The organism is Nitrosopumilus piranensis (genome assembly GCF_000875775.1).
Taxonomy (GTDB): Archaea; Thermoproteota; Nitrososphaeria; order Nitrososphaerales; family Nitrosopumilaceae; genus Nitrosopumilus; species Nitrosopumilus piranensis.
In genome coordinates, this window is record NZ_CP010868.1 from 556,858 (window position 1) to 573,936 (window position 17,079).

Genomic DNA, 17,079 nt, shown 5'->3' on the forward strand with positions numbered 1-17,079 from the left:
TCATGACTGATATAATGCCACCAGGATTAGCACTCAAAAAAGTAGATGAGAGAATAATGACTCTCAATGTTGGACCACAACATCCAGGTTCAGGCCATATGAGAATTGTTGTTCAAATTGATGGTGACTATATTGTTGCATGTGATCCAGATCCAGGATATGTGCATCGTGGAGAAGAAAAGATGGCAGAATATAGAAACTATATCACAAATGTTCCTCACTTAGAGAGACCCGTAATTCATGATTCATGTAATGTTCTCTATCCTTATGTTTTAGGAGCTGAAGAAATTCTTGGAATCGAAGTTCCAGAACGTGCAAAGTATGTTAGAGTAATTTGTTCAGAACTAAATCGTTGTATCTATACCATGTATTGGCTTGCAATTTATGGAATTTTCTTAGGGCATTCTACAATGTTTATGTGGCCTGCAGGTGACAGAGAACTCCTAATTGATCTTATGGAGAAAGTATCTGGAGCTAGAGTAACTCATGCTCATTTTATTCCAGGTGGAGTACGAAATGATTTACCAGCAAACTTTGAAGATGTTTGTTTACGTCAAGTAAACTATTTTGAAAAACGTATCAAAGAATATGCAGCAGTATTTTATGATAACCCTATTTTGATTTCAAGAACTAGGGATACTGGGGTATTATCACGTGAAAATGCAATTAGATACGGAGTAACTGGCTCCGTACTTAGAGCAAGTGGTGTTGATTATGATCTAAGAGTAAAGGCACCATATGATGTCTATGACGAATTAGATATTCATACCAATGTAATGAAAGAAGGTGATTCTTATGCAAGATCTAGAATTCCATGGCTTGATATGATTGAGAGTTGTAATATTATTAGACAAGCATTACAAAAAATGCCAAAATCTGGTTCTGTTCGTGCTAAACTAAAACCAAATCCAAAGACAAAAGGTCCTGCAACCGTTTACAAACGTGTAGAATCTGGTAGAGGTTCTCTTGGTTGTTATATTGTATCTGATGGTAAACCTGAACCTTATAGAGTAAAAATGAGCGTTCCCTCATTTAGAAACTTACTTGCATTACCTAATCTTTTGATTGGCGAAAAACTTGGTAATATGCCATCTGTTTATTGGAGTCTGAATTATTGGCCAGTGGAGGCAGATAGATAAATGTCAGCTATAGCGCCAAAATTCAAACTAAGTGAATTTATCAAGTCTCTTCTTGATAATCTGTTTTGGATAGTACTACTCTTATCATTAATTGGTATCCCTGCAATTCAAGTAGTTTTGTTCTTTATCGAAATGCCTGTAATCAATGGCGAATTACTTACACCATTTCTTGCATTGACGTGGTTGGCAGATCCGTCACGTAGTCTCCCAATTCTAAAAGCATTCATGGCAACTGATATGTTCAGAGTTATGGCATTTCCTGGCTTTGGATTTGCTGCTCTAATTGCTGCTGGAACAATTTTTGTTGAACGAAAGATGCTTGCAAAATTACAGCTAAGAGTTGGTCCTTTCTATTGTGGAAAAATTGAAGGCATTTTACAATTAATGGGTGATGGTCTAAAACTAATTTCTAAGGAAATTATTATTCCTGCAAAAGCTGACAAACCGATATTTTGGGCGGCTCCTGTGATATTTGTTGCAACTGCAGCTGCATTTGTAGCATTAATTCCTGTAGCCCCTGGTTGGGTGGTAGCAGATGTAGACTTGGGATTATTAGGAGTTTTTGCAGTAATTGGATTCTTCCCAATCATAACAATTCTTTCAGCATGGTCTGCAAACAGTAAATTCCCATTCATTGGTGGAATTAGAGCTCTATTCCAAATGGTCTCATTTGAAATTCCATTAATATTGTCTTTGTTGGGAGTTGTTATTCTTACTGGAACTCTCAACTTATCTGAAATTGCAGCAAGTCAATCTAACTTCCCATGGATTATATTTTTGCCAGTTGGTGCAATTGTTTTCTTTATTACGATGCTTGCAGAGTTGGAAAGAATTCCATTTGATCTCCCAGAGGCAGAAAGTGAGATTGTTGCTGGTTGGTTAACAGAATTCTCTGGAATGATGTATGGTCTAGTTCAATTAGGTACATATCTGAAACTTTATGCATTCGCAGGATTGTTTGTTGTTTTATTCTTAGGTGGTTGGAATGGCCCTATGGTTGTACCTCCATTCCCAGAAGAAATACTTACTGATGGTATTGTAATGGGGCCAATCACTGCAAAGATTCCAGGATTACCTCTGTTTGATCAAGAAATGCTGAATGGAACACTTTGGTTTGTTCTAAAAACAGTTGGTGTGATTTTCTTTATTCTCCTACCAAGAGGTGTCTTCCCAAGAATCAGAATTGATATGCTGTTGAGTCTTGGTTGGACCAAATTAATTGGATTAGCATTCGTTAACATCTTTATTGCACTAGGATTGCTTTACGCTGGAGTCTTGGGACCAGGAGGATTACAATAATGGGAACTGCAACTGGAATTATTCGTGCATTAAATTCAGGAATCAAACATCTTGCAATTAAACGATTTACACTTCGTTATCCTGAAGAAAAACTCAAGTTTGTAGGTGATGGTTATCAGTTTGATCCTTCTACTGGTGTTGGTATAGCTGGATTAAAAGGCAGACACATGCTATTTCATGATCATTGTACTGGATGTCAATTATGTTCAATTGCCTGTGAAGGGGTTGCAGAAGCAATTGCAATGGTAAAGGTTCCTGAAGAACAAAAACAAAATAAAAAATCTATCATGCCTCAAATTGATTATGGAAAATGTGTTTTCTGTGGTCTTTGTGTTGATGCATGTCCATTCTATGCGCTATACATGACAAATGATTATGAATTATCTTCTTTTACCAAAGAGGGTCTTATCTATACCCCTGCCCAACTTGCAGTAAAACCATATCTTACTCAAGACAGTGAAATCCAAATTACTGATAGAGGTGCAACACATGGCTGATGCTGCATTTTTAGCCCTTACTGTAATCACAATTGGTTCTGCAATTGCTGCTCTTGAATTAAGATCATTAATTTATGGTTCAATTGCATTAATGGGAACTCTTGGCGGTATTGCAGGATTCTTCTTTTTACTAGATGCTCCATTTGTTGCATTATTCCAATTAGCAGTTTATGTTGGCTCTATTGCTGTTTTGATTTTGTTTACTGTCATGCTCGTAAAAAGAGAACTCATATTCAAAAAAATTGAAGATAAAAGAAGAAAGTTTGCAGGAATTGGTTTGATGCTTGTAGTTATGGTTGCATTAGGTGCAGTCTTTCTAGACTCTGGAATTAAGACAATTACTACTGATGAACCTCCTGTTGATTTTAGAGATATTGGTACTGACTTTGTAACCTATTATTGGCCTGCCCTGATTTTAATGGGATTAATTTTAGCTGGTTCTGTTACTGGTGCACTTGTATTAGCAAAACGCGAGGATGTGGAGAATGACCAACGAACTAATTGATTTTACATTAGTATCCGTTGCCTTATTGGGCATAGGAATCTACGGTCTAGCAGTTAAACGTAATTTTATCAGAATGCTATTTGCAGTTGAAATTATCATTAATGCTGCCAATCTTAACTTAGTTGCATTTGGTAGATTTTTGCCACATAGTGGTGGTCAAACATTAGCTCTGTTCTCTATTGCTATTGCAGCTGCAGAAGTAGCAGTTGGACTTTCATTAATTATTGTAGCCTATCGTATGTATCAAAATGTCGATATTGCAGACTTTAGGAGTTTGAAAGGATAATGGAATATGCATTATTACAGGCAGTTTTCTTGCCATTACTTTTATCTCCAGTAGCCTATATTCTAGGAAGAAAAGCAGGACCAACTCCTGCTATGTGGTTTACATTTGCAATCTTACTTTATACAACAATTCTTGTAATCAATGCAGCATTATCTGGAACTGTTGAAGAACACTATCCATGGACAGAACAATTTGGTGAATTTGGTTTCTTACTAGATGGTTTAGCATCTCCATTTGCAATAATTATCTATGTATTATCCACAATTTTGGTTCTTTATTCAAAACCATATATGATTCACAAATTCCATGAGCAGTTTGAAGAAGAACAAAAAATCAATCCTTCTTCAAGTGGGCAAAGTTCTGTTGTTGAATCATCATCACTTTCTAATTATGTAAATGCAAAATCTGGTCTCTACTTTGCACTTTATCTTGTATTTGCAATGGGAATGCTTGGAACAGTACTCTCAACAAACCTGATAGAATTTTACATATTCTTTGAAGTTATGTTGATTCCTGGTTTCTTTTTAGTTGCTCTTTGGGGTGATGGTCCAAGAAGAAAGATTGGTTTGATGTTCTTGTTTTGGACCCACGCTGGTGCAGTTGTTTTACTACTGGGATTCTTGATGATTGGATTAACAATTGGCAGCTTTGACTTTGCTGACATCAAAGAATCTGAGATTCCTCAAGATATTGTAATGATTTCAGCAATTGCGATTGCAATTGGTCTTGGAGTAAAATTGGCTGTCTTTATGTTCCATGTTTGGTTACCTTATGTCCACGGTTCAGCACCTACCCCAATCAGTGCACTTTTGTCCCCTGCAATGATCGGAATTGGTGCATATGGTATCTTTAGATTAATTGTTGAATTCTTACCATCTACATTCGCAGAACTCTCAATTTGGTTCCATATCTGGGGTCTTGTTACAATGATCTATGGTGGTGCAATGGCATTAATGCAAGATGATCTAAAACGTCTTCTTGCTTATTCTAGTATCAGTCAGATGGGTTATTTGCTATTTGGTATAGGTTCAATGTCTGCAATGGGTCTTGCAGGTGCTGAGATGATGTATATCACTCACGGACTTGGAAAAGGCATTCTCTTCATGATGGCTGGAATTATTATTGTTAAAGTAGGTACACGCAGTATCTCTAAACTTGGTGGTCTTGCTGGAAAAATGCCAATCACTGCTGTTTGTGCAGTTATTGGCGCACTTACAATTATGGGAGTTCCCCCAACCAGTGGATTTATGGGAGAATGGATTCTCTTTTACGGTGCATTAGAAACTGCAATTGAAGAAGGTTCTACGGTTAGAGCAGTAACATTTGGTCTTGGACTTGTAGCAACTGCACTTACAATGTCATACATGTTGTGGATGTTAAAACGAGTATTCTTTGGTAAAACACCAGAACATCTAGAGAAGGTCAAAGAAGGAAGTTGGTACATGACAGCACCAATGATGGTACTAGCTGGATTTACTATTGTACTTGGAATTTATCCAGACATCTTCTTGAACACAATTATGCCTTACATGAACGGAGTGTTGGGAGTTTAATATGGCAACTGAAGCTATTGGTTTACCATTTGAAGCGACATCTGCTGCAGCATGGCTTGTTTGGATTTTACCATTTGCTGCTGCACTCATCATGCCAGGTATTGGAAAATTCTCAAAACGAACAACAGGCTATGTTGCAGTTGGATTTGCATTAATGAGTGCATTATCTGCAGCATCTTTGTTACCACTTGCAGTTGAAGGAAGTGAAATTCACAAACAGGTTATGTGGATTGAAGCAATCGGTTTGAAGGGCGGTGTATTAGCTGATCCACTTTCAGTAATTATGGCAAATGTTGTTGCTTGGATTTCATTCTTGATTATGATTTACAGTACTGGATATATGAAAGGTGATAAAGACATTACAAGATTCTGGTTCTGGATGATGTTCTTTATTGGTTCAATGCAATTAATTGTGTTATCTGATAACTTACTACAAGTCTTTTTTGGATGGGAAGGTGTGGGTCTCGCATCTTATGCATTAATCAGCTTCTGGTATCGTGATAAAAAGAAAGATCATGTTGGACAAGAAGGACGTACTGTTCTTGGTCTGCTAGATTACTATGCTCCAACTCATGCTGGTATGAAGGCATTCATCATGACCAAAGTTGGTGACGTGATGATGATTGCTGGTATGCTTTTGATATTCTTGTTCGCTGGAACATTTGGTTTCAAGGAACTGATGGGAGATCATGAATGGGCTATTGCTATGAATGCACAAGGTCTACTGGTCCCTGCCTTTGTATTGTTATTTGGTGGTGCAGTCGGTAAATCTGCACAATTCCCATTAAATGAATGGCTCTTAGAAGCAATGACTGGTCCAACTGCAGTTTCTGCATTGATTCACGCAGCAACAATGGTTAAAGCTGGTGTGTTCTTGGTTGCACGAATAGGACCTATTGTTTTTGCATTAGGTGCAGCAGGAATTATGGCTGATCAATTCTTTGAGATTGTTGCATGGGTTGGTGCAATTACTGCATTGTTACTTGCAACACAGGGTATGGTTAATCCTGAAATTAAGAAGGTTCTTGCATATTCAACTGGTTCACAAATTGGTTACATGATGATGGCATTAGGTGTTGCAGGACTATCTCAGCAATACGTTGATGGTTATACTGCTGGATTTTTCCACTTAATTTCTCACGCAATGTTCAAGGCATCATTATTCATGGCAGCAGGTTCGTTGCTGCATATTGTTGGTTCTCGATTTATGACTGATATGGGTGGTCTGAGAAAACATATGAAAAAGACATATGCTTTCATGTGGGCTGCAGGTCTTGGTTTGATGGGAGCCCCATTTATCACAACAGGTTTCTGGAGTAAAGATGCAATCTTTGCAGCAGTCTATACATCAGGAAACGAATGGGCATTACCGCTATTTGCAATTGCAGTGTTGACTGCAATAATTACTGCATTCTATACTACAAGAATGATTGGTATGGTATTCTTTGGTAACAAGAGTAAACATATCCAAAAAATGGAAGAAGAAGGACATCACATCCATGAAGCATCATTATCAATGTGGGCTCCATACGGAATCCTTGCAGTTTTAACTATTGGAATTGGATTAATCGGATTATCCACAGAACACGGATTACATCATATGTTTGAAGTATATCTTGAAGATTCATTTGGAATCCACAGTGAATATGCAAAAACTGAATCCTCAATATTGCCAGAATTCCTGCAAGGAATCAACCCCGTAGCACTTGGTGCTTCACTTGTTGCATTTGCAATAGGAATTGGATTAGGATACATATTCTATATTGGCAGATGGGTTGATCCTGTCAAATTTGTAAACTCTAACATTTTCTTTTACGCAATTCACAAAGTTATCTTAAGCAGATGGTATCTTAATGCAATAGTGTATTGGTGCTTTGTAGTAGCCCCATTATGGTTGGCAAGAGGTGTATTCAGATACTTTGAAAAGACAGCTATCGATTACGGTATGAACGATGGATTCCAGAAAGCAGTTGGATGGAGTGCTAAAGTCGTCCAAGGAACTCAAACTGGTGTTTCACAATCTTATCTATTCGTATTTGGAGCAGGATTACTATTTGTAGTTCTGATATTGTTGATATAGGAGAGACATGAAATGTTAGAAATTACTTCAACTCCATTGGTATTAATTGCAATTTTAGGAACTGTAGGTGTTATTCTTCCTATAATTAGTATTGCAAGAAAAGAGAAAGGCTCTAACTCATTTTATGCTGTAATTGCATTTGCAGCACTAATCGTGTCTATGGGATATGTTGGATATGAATTCATTAACAATAGTGTAACTGCATCTGCGCTTTTCTCTGAGGATGTACTTGCTGATGATGCATTTGGTGGATTCTTTGCAATTGCAATGCTTATAGTTGCATTGTTCACAACAGTTGGCTCCTTTAACTATATGAGAAAACACAATTCTCCTGCTGTTTACTATTCTCTAATCTTACTTGCAACAATTGGTATGATTCTAGTTGCATACTCAACTGATCTTGTGATGCTGTTTGTTGCTTGGGAACTCATGAGTATTCCAACTTACATTTTAGTTGGATTCATGAAAAAGAACCCAAGTTCAAATGAAGCAGCACTAAAGTATTTCCTGTTTGGTGCATTATCTTCAGCAATAATTGTTTACGGAATTGCATTATCTTATGGATTAACTGGTTCTACAAACATTGGTGAAGTCATTGAAGGTTATTCGACACTTGATCCTTCACTTCTACCACTTGCATTACTTTCAGTTGGAATGTTTATCGCAGGATTTGGATTTAAGATGGGACTTGTTCCTTTCCATCAATGGCTTCCAGATACTTATGAGGGTGCACCTTCTCCAGTTACTGCTCTTCTTGCTGCAGCAACCAAAAAAGCAGGATTTGCTGCAACCATTAGAATTGTAATTCTTGGAATGGTTGTTCTTAATCTTGATTGGACTTTAGCACTTGGAATTATTGCAATAATGACAATGACAATTGGTAATGTTGCAGCTATAATGCAAAAGAATCTTTCAAGAATGTTGGCATATTCTAGTATTGCACATGCAGGATACATTTTGATTGGATTGGCAGTTGCACCATACAGTTCTCTTGGATTACAAGGTTCTTTGTATCAAATCTTTAATCATGCAGTGATGAAGGGTGCTGCCTTTATTGCAATTGCAGGAATTGTAACAACTCTTGCTGTTACTCATATTGATAAATTAAAAGGACTAGGAAGAAGAATGCCAATAACTGCCTTAGGTATGGTGATTTCCTTATTTGCACTTGCAGGCGTTCCTCCACTTTCAGGATTTTGGAGTAAATTGATGCTATTTGGAAGTGCATTAGATGCAAGTTCTGCATTATGGTGGGCTCCTTGGCTTGCAATAGCAGGAGTTCTTAACAGTGCATTATCACTTGCTTACTATGGTTGGATAACTAGAAAGATGTACTTTGAAGGAGAAACAGAAAAGAGGGTTTCAGAACCAAAATCAATTGTTGCGGTAATGATATTCTCTATAATCTTCTTAGTAGGATTTGGTGTATATCCAGAACCACTTCTTAAATTTGTAGAATTTGCAACACCAATAGTTAGTTTAGGACTTATGCCTTAAACGAAGTAAATTTAATTAAATTATCTAGATTTATTTTTGCATCATTATCTGGAATCTTTCTTAAACTAGTCCTTGCTTTTTCAGAATATTCTTTTAACAATTCTTCCATTTTGTTAAAAACATCTCTTGGATCTGAACTTTTCTTAATCAATGTATTAAACAATTTATCTTCATTTTTCCAATCTAGCAAATCGTCTCTAATTTGATACGCAATTCCAATATTTTTTCCATATTCAGTTAGTCCTTCAATTTGCTCTTCAGTTCCATTTGCAATAATTGCCCCTGTTCTGGCTGCTACCTCAAATGCAGTTGCAGTTTTGTATTCAATTACTTTGAGATAATCATCAAATGTAACATCCTCACTTGTCTCTAATCTACTTTCAATCATTTCTCCTTCACTCATCAACATTGCTGTAGTTGCCAAATCTTTAGTTATTCTTGGATTGTCTAATCTAGAACATATTGCTAAAATTAACCCTAAAACAAAGTCTCCTGTAAGTACACTAGTATTATATCCGTATTTGATATGGAATGGATCCTTTTGTCTCCTCATTGTTTCATTATCAATAATATCATCGTGAATTATGGATTCCATGTGCAAAAATTCAACTGCACAAGATGCAGCAAACGTATTTTCATCAGTTTTACCAATACTTTCAGCTGATAAAGTCAGAATAATTGGTCTGATTCGTTTCCCGCCTTCCAAGGAATATTTTAACGGTTCAATAAATTCTGATTCTGAATAGAGATCTAGCTCTTTGTCTAGTGCCTGATCAATTTTTCTAATATACTCTCCGTACGTTTCAAGTAAAGGATTAATCTCGATATTCTTTCTGTCCAAGATGAGCCTCTACTGAAAAAACTTTCCCATTGTTAATTAAATCTTGGTGCTCCAGCCGGGATTTTCATCGATTGATTTTGAACCCGGGATCACTGCCTTGAAAGGGCAGTATGCTTGACCGGTCTACACCACTGGAACCCAAGAAAATTCTGTATTTTGACCATAAAATCTTTTGTAAACCACAAAGATTTTTTTATTGGCAGATTTGCAGTCAATTCATGAACATAATTAAAAAAATTGATGAAATGATTGAAGAAAGAAGTTTACTAAAACATCCATTTTACCAAGCATGGTCTGATGGTAAATTAACAAAAGAATCCCTTGCAGGATATTCAAAAGAATATTTTCAACTAGTAAAAGAAGTTCCATCTTTTATGGCTCCTATAATTGAAAAAGCTCCAGAATCAGTTGTAAAAGAATTGGTTGAAAATCAACAAGAAGAGTCTGATCATATTAAACCATGGATTGCTTTTGCAGGAGATCTTGGAATTTCTGAAGAGGAATTATTGTCATATTCAGGTTTACCAAAAACCAGAAGAGCTGTATCTGATTTGAATGAGTTAATGGATTCATTTGAAAATGGGGCTTGTGCAATGTATGCATTTGAGAAAGAAATCCCTAAAATCAGTCAAACAAAACTTGATGGATTATCAGAATTCTATGGTATGACTAGTGATGAAGCCACAGAATACTTTAAGCTACATACCGAAGCGGACATCAGACATGCAGCATCTTGGAGAAATATTCTTGAAAAATCTTCAACTGACTATGACAAATTAATTGAAATTGCAGAAAAATCAATATCTGCACAGAATTTGTTGTTGGACAGTTGTTTTGACGAATACTGTTAATCTCATAACATTTTATACCTAAGAAAAAATTCATCTGCTTAGGGCCCGTAACTCAGCTTGGTAGAGTAACCGGCTCATAACCGGTGAGCCAAGGGATCGAAGCCCTTCGGGCCCATATATTTTCAATTAGTTTTAAAATAAGCAAATTCAAATTTTACTGGCTGCAATGAAGAATCAGAGTTATATCTGAATGATGATTGGAAGGCATTTGTCTGAGCTGCCAAAACTCATTTATCAATTTGCTTTTTCACTTTATCTAAAGTATTATCATCAATTAGATTTTGTTCATGTAGGGCTTCTGTAATTTGTAAAATATTTAGAATTGAATGCATCTTGACTCCCAATTCTTCCAAGGCCTCATCAGCTCCTTCCATTCTGTTAACAATAACATATGCATCTTTAATGGAAATATTGACTTCTTTTAATGATTTTATTGCATTTACAACTGAACCTCCAGTAGTTGCCACGTCATCTATCATAACTACCTGCATTCCATCATGAATTTTACCTTCAACTGATTTTGAAGTCCCATAATCTTTTGGTTTACTTCTGACATAGATCAATGGCTTTACAGTTTCAATTGCTAATGCAGATGCAATAACTAAACCCCCTGTAGGTACTGAAACTATTGAATCAAACTTGTCTAATCCTATATTTTGAGCAATCTCATTTTCTAGATATTTTACCATTTTTCTAAATTCATGTGGATAACTTGGAACCAGTCTTAAATCCACATAGTATGAACTCTTTTTTCCACTTGCTAGTGTAAAATCCCCAAATTTTATGATGCCTTTTTGGTGCAAAAAGGTTGCAAACTCTTTTACAAATTCCATACCAAAATTAACTACACTGGATTTATTTTGGTTTGTATTATGAATGAATCATGCCTGAAATCTGGTTAAATTATGGTATTACAGACGTTGTTTTGGACATAAGGGCAGAGAATTTAGAGCAAAAAATTGATTCTGATGGCAAAATCCTAGATGATTCAGCGATCAATGAAAAATTGAATGCCATTGATTTTTCCAAACCTATGGAACTTGTAGTTTTACATAATTCAAAATCTATTCAAAAAATTATTTCATCTATGTTTTTACTATGTGAACAAAAATCAAAACCTTTTCCAAGAATTCTTACTGATAAAAAAATTCTAAATCAAGTTAAAGCAGGATTGCCCGAAGGCAGCTCTATCAATGAATTTGATAATATGGAAAACCCAAACTCAAACCTTGTATTTATGAGTGAAATGGAGTTTGATGGTCTTTTTGGTTATGAAACCATCTCTACACGACTAATCAAAAAGTTTGGCTTAGAATCTATGCTTTCAGCATATGCAAAAAGACAAGGAAATCTTCCTGTTCCAGGTCAATATCCTGAAAGTCTTCAAGAAGCAAAGAAATTCTCTGACAACTTTGAAATTCAGGGAATTGAAATTATTGCAAATTCCCAAGGAATAATTGATTTTTCACTTGGCCACCCATCAGAAACTATCTCTAATACAAAAATTCTTGAATCTAATTCGATTAAAGATGTAGGCCAGCATAAAACAATGATAATCAGTACTGGAAAAGATGCTAGTAATGATAATCTAGGAAAATCTTTTTCATCTCTTTGGAATTGTTCTAATGCCATAAAAAAAGATGGCCTTGCAATTTTAGTTGCTGAATGTAAGGGTGGATTGGGATCTGATGCAATTCAACAATACATTGAAGACAGATTGAGTTTAGATCAATTACGGAATCCTACAAAATACATTAGTGGAATGGAAGATCTCTTGTTTCTTTCAGAAATCCAAAAGAATTTTCAGATTGGACTAGTTTCAATTCTGCCTGAGTTCTATGCAAAGAAACTAAACATGATTTCATTGCCTGGGATCAAGTATTCTATGGATTATATCATAAAAACACAAGGTGCCAGACAAAAAGTTGCAGTAGTATCTGATGGTGCCCGACTTTTACTAAGATAAGAAACTAGGCAAAAAATCTGATGGCAATGGCGCACATAAAACTGCTAATCCAATTATTCCCAAATAAGCAAGTTTTCTATTTCTTGAAAGCGGTGTGATCTCATCAAGTGGGGTCGCACTAGGACGTGTAAAACTCATAAACAAAATAAAAATTGCCATTACTTCATAACCTAGCAAAAACAAGATCCCTATACTTCCAAAAGTTGCAATTTTGTGGAATTTGGGACTAAGAAATGTTCTTGCCATGTGTCCTCCATCAAGCTGCCATGCTGGTAGCAAATTCAAAAATGTCACCAAGAAACCTACCCATGACGCAAACAAAAACGGCGTCAAGTAAGGAGTGTTACCGTGAATTTCACCCTTACCAAACATGGCCAAACTAGCTGTCATTAAGAGGGGTTCTCCCAAACTCCATTCACTTAATCTTGAATCATCAGAAATATTACCATCAATTATATTTTCTAAAACTGGTGCTGTATATGCAGCATAAACTGAAACAATAATTGCAATAACTAGACCTGCGACTGGTCCGGCAATCGCTATATCAAACAATATTCTTCTGTTGATAGTAACTCCTTTTGATTGGATGAATGCGCCAAATGTTGGAATGCCTATTACCGGTAAACCTGGAATGAAAAATGGCCATGTTGTTTTCAATTTATGCCATCTGGCAGCAAAAATATGACCAAGTTCATGAACTCCTAAAATTCCTAATAATGCTAGTGTATACCATGCTGCTGTTTCTAATGGATCTCCGATATCTATAATTGAATTTGCAACTGATGTTTTGTGATACCCATCAAACATAACGAATCCTACTACAATTGCAAACAAAATCCTGGGGGTCCATGGATTGCCCAAAATCCTTTGCTTTTTCATAGTAAATTTTTGGATAATGACATACTTTTCTCCATTAACTTCTTCTAATTTGCAAAAATAACTCATGTCTTCTAGTCTTCTAGCCAAATTTTCAAATTTTTCTGTAAAATCATTATCATCTATTCTAAATTCTAAAGCAAATTCAGATTTTGTAAAATCACTTACCTTAAAAATAGAGTTTACTATCGAAATAATTTCTTCTTGAGATGGGTCATCCATATGTTTTAAGACTAAATCTATCCATTAAATGGTCTTTTGGTTTAAAATTAAATATTGATGGACCTATTCCTTAGTATGCAAGTAATTCTAAGACAATTAGGTGATTGTAATATTAGACGTGCTGAGCCAAGTGATCTCATTCCTGTGATGGAAATTAATTTGAAAACACTTCCTGAGCATTACTCTGATTATTTCTATGAAAGCCTACTTGCGGAACTTCCAGAGGCATTTATTGTGGCTGAGATTGGTGGAAAGCACGTTGGGTACATAATGTGTAAAACTGAGTATGGTTTTTCAAATTTTAAGAAACTGGGTTTTGTCAAGAAAGGTCATGTCGTATCGATTGCAGTTCTTGATGAATATAGGAAGAGGGGAATTGGAAATGCACTGGTTGAAGAATCTGTAAAAGGCGTAAAATCTAGAAAGTGTGATGAGTTCTATCTAGAAGTGAGGTGTAGTAATAATGAAGCTGTTAGATTGTATGAAAAACTTGGATTTGTAATTAGACAGCAACTTAACGCCTACTATCGTGATGGTGAAGATGCGTATCTTATGGCAATTGAGCTAGATTAGTTAAAACCAATAAATAACTCTCGAAAAATTCTCCGCCATGGACAAACGTAAAGGAATGGGTGTTACCATATTTCTTCTTTGTATTGGTGGGTTTTTTCTTTATGCTTATTTGTTAATGCTATCTGAATGGAGTCCTATTGTTTTGCAATTATCTGTATTGATGATTGCAGGAGGAATTCTTGGAGTTGTTGCATGGATAGGATATGTTATGGCAACAACAAAACCTTCATCTGCATCAATTACTTCGGACGATTAACTCATTTGAAAATTTTTACATCTACAACAGTTTGATAATATCTAGGACCTACTGGTCTAACAATTTTTGATCCCAATATCTCTGATTTAACTGGTGTAACTTGAAGATAATGCTCTTCAGATAGTTTACCTGCATCTGATTTTTTATCTGCATGTATGTGTGAATAATAGTGAATAATTCCTTTGTTTTTGGTTGTCCTTATTGCAGATTCTAAAAACTCATCTGATCTTTCTGGTAGTAACATTAGAGTTCTATCTGACTTGTCTACAAGTTGTTCATTGATAATTTGAGTTGCGTCCCCATTTATTGAAATAACTTGCCCTGCAAGTTTGTTTAGCTTAATGTTTTTCTCACATAACTTTGATGCAATTGGGTTGATGTCTAAACTATAGACTGTACATTTTTTCTTTTTTGCAGCAATAATTGAAAACATCCCCACTCCTGCAAACATGTTTGTCATTATTTCTCCATCTTGAATCATATTTGCTATTCTATCTCTTTCAGTAGATAACCTAGGTGAAAAAAATGCATTTTCAACATCTACTATGAATTTACATCCAAATTCTCTGTACTCTGTCTCTGTATTGTCTTCTCCTGCTATGATCTCAAGATTACGCGTACGAAAATCTCCTTCTACTGCAGAGGCCTGGCAAAATACACTTCTAGCAATTTTTACATCATCCAATAATGTCTCTCCGATAATTTTCTTTTTTGATAGAAGAGATTCTGGTATTCTCACAATAATGATGTCTCCAATTTGATCAAATGCTGAAATTAATTCTTCACTCTCTTTTGGTGACAGTATACTTTCAAGTGATTTTTTTAGCATTCGAGTCAATTCTTGTAATAGAAATTACCTGATGATTTTTGATCCTTATCTAATCTACTTTCAAGTTTATTCACTCTAGGTCTGAGACTTTTCTCATCACGTCTAAATGACATATCAAGTGATTTGAGGAATCTATTCATTGCATCTGCTTTTGGTAACGGAGATGTAGCTACACCTGCCGCACCTGATTCTCCTTCAAAAATTACCATTGAATCTGAAATTAAATCCATTAATTGTAAATCATGATCAATAACTATTGCTGATTTTCCAAAAGAGCGAACAAATTTCTGCAAGAATTTTGCAACTGCTATTCTATCTTCTACATCTAAAAATGCTGAAGGCTCATCTAATGCATACAAATCTACTTTTTGCAATAAACATGAGGCAACTGCAACTTTTTGTAATTCTCCTCCTGAAAGATTCTTGACTGATTTATTGTATAATTTTTTTATTTTTAATGGATCAAGAATCTGTTCTTCTTCAAGACTACCTTCTACCTGATCTCCATTTGCCTTATCTAATACTGATACTACTTCAACATCTATGTCATTTTGAAGATATTGTGGTTTGTATGCAATCTTGATTTTTTTATCAATACTTCCGGAATCTGGTTTTTCAACACCTGCAATCATTTTCATCATAGTTGTTTTCCCTAAGGCATTAGCTCCCATTATGCCTAATACCTCACCTTTTCTAACTTGCCCAGGCTCAATTGTAACTGAAAATGATGGATATTTTTTTTCTAGTTTTGGATATGTGACAACTTCACTACCTTCTTGAAATTCATCTGTAGATGATGATGAAACATCAAATGAAAATTTCTTATCTCTGAATCTAACATTCTCATTTGGCAGATATCCGTCAAGAAATACATTAATTCCAACTTTGGTAGATAGAATATTTGAAACAATTCCATATGCGGCTGGTTCTCCATATAACACTTCGATATAATCACTAAGAAAATCTAGTAAAGTAAGATCATGCTCTACTACCATGACGCTTTTTCCAATTTTAGCTAAACCTTGAATTACACGTGCAACTCCTGTTCTTTGAAAAACATCATTGTATGATGACGGCTCATCAAAAAAATAGAATTCAGTATCTTTTGATGCAGCAGCAGCTACTGCAATTCGTTGTAATTCTCCTCCACTTAATTCTTTTAGACTATGATCCATAGAATTTTCCAATCCTAATTCTTTGATTAGATGTCTAGAAACACCTCGCTCATCATATTTTTCAATTAGTTCATTTCCTGTTCCTTCAAATGCTTGTGCAATGTGATGAACTTGTTGAGGTTTTATTGATGCACGAATTTGGTTTTGTTCAATTTTTTCAAAATGCTGTTTAAGTTCTGTTCCACTATAATATTTTAAAATTTCATCCCATTCCGGTGGGTTTTCATATCTTCCTAGATTTGGTTTTAGGTTTCCTGATAAAATGTTAACAACTGTACTTTTACCCATCCCATTTCTTCCAAGTAGTCCGACTACCTCTCCTTTCTTTGGTGTTGGTAATTTGAATAGCCTAAATGAGTTGGGACCATATTGATGAATTTTATCAGTAGCTAACTCACTTGCCAAATTCACAATTGTTATTGCATCAAATGGGCATACTTTGACACATATTCCACAACCATTACAAATATCTTCATCAATCTGGGCCTTTTTTGATTCTTCATTTAGAACAATACAATCTGCCCCTGATTTGTTTACTGGACAATATTTTATGCACTCTAAACCACATTTTTTAGGCTGACAAAGCTCATGATCTAGAACACCTACCCTATGTGTCATGTCGTAATCGGGTATT

At 35.5% G+C, this 17,079-nt stretch carries 17 protein-coding genes and 2 tRNA genes; 13 read left to right on the forward strand and 6 right to left on the reverse strand.

Annotation, left to right across the window (positions count from 1 at the left end):
* The first annotated feature begins 2 nt into the window (after positions 1–2).
* Genes NPIRD3C_RS03300 through NPIRD3C_RS03335 form a run of 8 tightly spaced genes read left to right on the forward strand, consistent with a single transcriptional unit; the run spans position 3 to position 8,856 of the window.
* Positions 3–1,139 (forward strand): NADH-quinone oxidoreductase subunit D, encoded by a 1,137-nt coding sequence (locus NPIRD3C_RS03300; protein ID WP_148702820.1) that lies wholly within the window; start codon positions 3–5, stop codon positions 1,137–1,139.
* On the forward strand, positions 1,140–2,438 hold the full coding sequence (gene nuoH, locus NPIRD3C_RS03305) for an NADH-quinone oxidoreductase subunit NuoH (protein ID WP_148702821.1): 1,299 nt from the start codon (positions 1,140–1,142) through the stop codon (positions 2,436–2,438).
* Positions 2,438–2,935: an NADH-quinone oxidoreductase subunit I gene (locus NPIRD3C_RS03310; RefSeq protein WP_048069014.1), complete on the forward strand. Its 498-nt coding sequence runs from the start codon at positions 2,438–2,440 to the stop codon at positions 2,933–2,935. The genes nuoH and NPIRD3C_RS03310 overlap by 1 nt, the downstream gene beginning before the upstream one ends.
* Positions 2,928–3,440, forward strand: coding sequence for an NADH-quinone oxidoreductase subunit J family protein (locus NPIRD3C_RS03315; protein ID WP_148702822.1), 513 nt, complete (start codon positions 2,928–2,930; stop codon positions 3,438–3,440). Before NPIRD3C_RS03310 ends, NPIRD3C_RS03315 begins: the two co-directional genes overlap by 8 nt.
* Positions 3,421–3,726 carry an NADH-quinone oxidoreductase subunit NuoK gene (nuoK, locus tag NPIRD3C_RS03320; protein WP_148702823.1) on the forward strand — a complete coding sequence of 102 codons (306 nt, stop codon included), beginning with the start codon at positions 3,421–3,423 and terminating at the stop codon, positions 3,724–3,726. The genes NPIRD3C_RS03315 and nuoK overlap by 20 nt, the downstream gene beginning before the upstream one ends.
* A complete protein-coding gene (locus tag NPIRD3C_RS03325; protein ID WP_148702824.1) occupies positions 3,726–5,279 on the forward strand; it encodes a complex I subunit 4 family protein in 1,554 nt (517 codons plus the stop codon). The genes nuoK and NPIRD3C_RS03325 overlap by 1 nt, the downstream gene beginning before the upstream one ends.
* 1 nt (position 5,280) lies before the next feature.
* Positions 5,281–7,359, forward strand: coding sequence for an NADH-quinone oxidoreductase subunit 5 family protein (locus NPIRD3C_RS03330; RefSeq protein WP_148702825.1), 2,079 nt, complete (start codon positions 5,281–5,283; stop codon positions 7,357–7,359).
* 12 nt (positions 7,360–7,371) lie between these two features.
* Positions 7,372–8,856 (forward strand): NADH-quinone oxidoreductase subunit N, encoded by a 1,485-nt coding sequence (locus tag NPIRD3C_RS03335; RefSeq protein ID WP_148702826.1) that lies wholly within the window; start codon positions 7,372–7,374, stop codon positions 8,854–8,856.
* Here the strand turns inward: NPIRD3C_RS03335 and NPIRD3C_RS03340 are convergent.
* Together NPIRD3C_RS03340 and NPIRD3C_RS03345 are read right to left on the reverse strand one after the other, a co-directional pair.
* The gene (locus NPIRD3C_RS03340) at positions 8,846–9,697 is read right to left on the reverse strand and encodes a polyprenyl synthetase family protein (protein WP_148702827.1); all 852 of its coding nucleotides are present in this window, start codon (positions 9,695–9,697) and stop codon (positions 8,846–8,848) included. The two genes, NPIRD3C_RS03335 and NPIRD3C_RS03340, sit on opposite strands and share 11 nt — an antisense overlap.
* A 44-nt stretch (positions 9,698–9,741) precedes the next feature.
* A tRNA-Glu gene (locus NPIRD3C_RS03345) sits at positions 9,742–9,835 on the reverse strand.
* 80 nt (positions 9,836–9,915) lie between these two features.
* On the opposite strand from NPIRD3C_RS03345, the gene NPIRD3C_RS03350 reads away from it, so the two are divergent.
* On the forward strand, positions 9,916–10,548 hold the full coding sequence (locus NPIRD3C_RS03350) for an iron-containing redox enzyme family protein (protein ID WP_148702828.1): 633 nt from the start codon (positions 9,916–9,918) through the stop codon (positions 10,546–10,548).
* Between the two features lie 41 nt (positions 10,549–10,589).
* Positions 10,590–10,663: transfer RNA gene (locus NPIRD3C_RS03355), tRNA-Ile, on the forward strand.
* Positions 10,664–10,775: 112 nt separating this feature from the next.
* Here NPIRD3C_RS03355 and pyrE read toward each other — a convergent pair.
* On the reverse strand, positions 10,776–11,381 hold the full coding sequence (gene pyrE, locus NPIRD3C_RS03360) for an orotate phosphoribosyltransferase (protein ID WP_148702829.1): 606 nt from the start codon (positions 11,379–11,381) through the stop codon (positions 10,776–10,778).
* Positions 11,382–11,431: 50 nt separating this feature from the next.
* Here pyrE and NPIRD3C_RS03365 point away from each other — a divergent pair, with 50 nt between their 5' ends.
* Positions 11,432–12,514 carry a nickel-dependent lactate racemase family protein gene (locus tag NPIRD3C_RS03365; RefSeq protein ID WP_148702830.1) on the forward strand — a complete coding sequence of 361 codons (1,083 nt, stop codon included), beginning with the start codon at positions 11,432–11,434 and terminating at the stop codon, positions 12,512–12,514.
* Here the strand turns inward: NPIRD3C_RS03365 and NPIRD3C_RS03370 are convergent.
* Positions 12,506–13,612 (reverse strand): site-2 protease family protein, encoded by a 1,107-nt coding sequence (locus tag NPIRD3C_RS03370; RefSeq protein ID WP_148702831.1) that lies wholly within the window; start codon positions 13,610–13,612, stop codon positions 12,506–12,508. The two genes, NPIRD3C_RS03365 and NPIRD3C_RS03370, sit on opposite strands and share 9 nt — an antisense overlap.
* Before the next feature lie 75 nt (positions 13,613–13,687).
* Here NPIRD3C_RS03370 and rimI point away from each other — a divergent pair, with 75 nt between their 5' ends.
* Entirely contained in the window at positions 13,688–14,185 is a 498-nt protein-coding gene (rimI, locus tag NPIRD3C_RS03375; RefSeq protein WP_148702832.1) for a ribosomal protein S18-alanine N-acetyltransferase, read from the forward strand.
* A gap of 37 nt (positions 14,186–14,222) precedes the next feature.
* A complete protein-coding gene (locus NPIRD3C_RS03380) occupies positions 14,223–14,441 on the forward strand; it encodes a transcriptional regulator (protein ID WP_148702833.1) in 219 nt (72 codons plus the stop codon).
* Position 14,442: 1 nt separating this feature from the next.
* Here NPIRD3C_RS03380 and NPIRD3C_RS03385 read toward each other — a convergent pair whose 3' ends face one another.
* Both NPIRD3C_RS03385 and NPIRD3C_RS03390 read right to left on the reverse strand, forming a co-directional pair.
* Positions 14,443–15,270 carry a class I SAM-dependent methyltransferase gene (locus tag NPIRD3C_RS03385; protein WP_148704110.1) on the reverse strand — a complete coding sequence of 276 codons (828 nt, stop codon included), beginning with the start codon at positions 15,268–15,270 and terminating at the stop codon, positions 14,443–14,445.
* Positions 15,271–15,275: 5 nt separating this feature from the next.
* A complete protein-coding gene (locus NPIRD3C_RS03390) occupies positions 15,276–17,063 on the reverse strand; it encodes a ribosome biogenesis/translation initiation ATPase RLI (RefSeq protein WP_148702834.1) in 1,788 nt (595 codons plus the stop codon).
* Positions 17,064–17,079: the final 16 nt, after the last annotated feature.

Bases quoted from the DNA above. Each gene is read 5' to 3' on its own strand.
- NPIRD3C_RS03380 (WP_148702833.1), top strand. From the start codon at position 14,223: ATGGACAAACGTAAAGGAATGGGTGTTACCATATTTCTTCTTTGTATT.
- NPIRD3C_RS03325 (WP_148702824.1), top strand. From the start codon at position 3,726: ATGGAATATGCATTATTACAGGCAGTTTTCTTGCCATTACTTTTATCT.
- pyrE (WP_148702829.1), bottom strand. From the start codon at position 11,381: ATGGAATTTGTAAAAGAGTTTGCAACCTTTTTGCACCAAAAAGGCATC.
- NPIRD3C_RS03310 (WP_048069014.1), top strand. From the start codon at position 2,438: ATGGGAACTGCAACTGGAATTATTCGTGCATTAAATTCAGGAATCAAA.
- NPIRD3C_RS03370 (WP_148702831.1), bottom strand. From the start codon at position 13,612: ATGGATGACCCATCTCAAGAAGAAATTATTTCGATAGTAAACTCTATT.
- nuoK (WP_148702823.1), top strand. From the start codon at position 3,421: ATGACCAACGAACTAATTGATTTTACATTAGTATCCGTTGCCTTATTG.
- nuoH (WP_148702821.1), top strand. From the start codon at position 1,140: ATGTCAGCTATAGCGCCAAAATTCAAACTAAGTGAATTTATCAAGTCT.
- NPIRD3C_RS03350 (WP_148702828.1), top strand. From the start codon at position 9,916: ATGAACATAATTAAAAAAATTGATGAAATGATTGAAGAAAGAAGTTTA.
- rimI (WP_148702832.1), top strand. From the start codon at position 13,688: ATGCAAGTAATTCTAAGACAATTAGGTGATTGTAATATTAGACGTGCT.
- NPIRD3C_RS03390 (WP_148702834.1), bottom strand. From the start codon at position 17,063: ATGACACATAGGGTAGGTGTTCTAGATCATGAGCTTTGTCAGCCTAAA.
- NPIRD3C_RS03335 (WP_148702826.1), top strand. From the start codon at position 7,372: ATGTTAGAAATTACTTCAACTCCATTGGTATTAATTGCAATTTTAGGA.
- NPIRD3C_RS03300 (WP_148702820.1), top strand. From the start codon at position 3: ATGACTGATATAATGCCACCAGGATTAGCACTCAAAAAAGTAGATGAG.
- NPIRD3C_RS03385 (WP_148704110.1), bottom strand. From the start codon at position 15,270: ATGCTAAAAAAATCACTTGAAAGTATACTGTCACCAAAAGAGAGTGAA.
- NPIRD3C_RS03365 (WP_148702830.1), top strand. From the start codon at position 11,432: ATGCCTGAAATCTGGTTAAATTATGGTATTACAGACGTTGTTTTGGAC.
- NPIRD3C_RS03330 (WP_148702825.1), top strand. From the start codon at position 5,281: ATGGCAACTGAAGCTATTGGTTTACCATTTGAAGCGACATCTGCTGCA.
- NPIRD3C_RS03315 (WP_148702822.1), top strand. From the start codon at position 2,928: ATGGCTGATGCTGCATTTTTAGCCCTTACTGTAATCACAATTGGTTCT.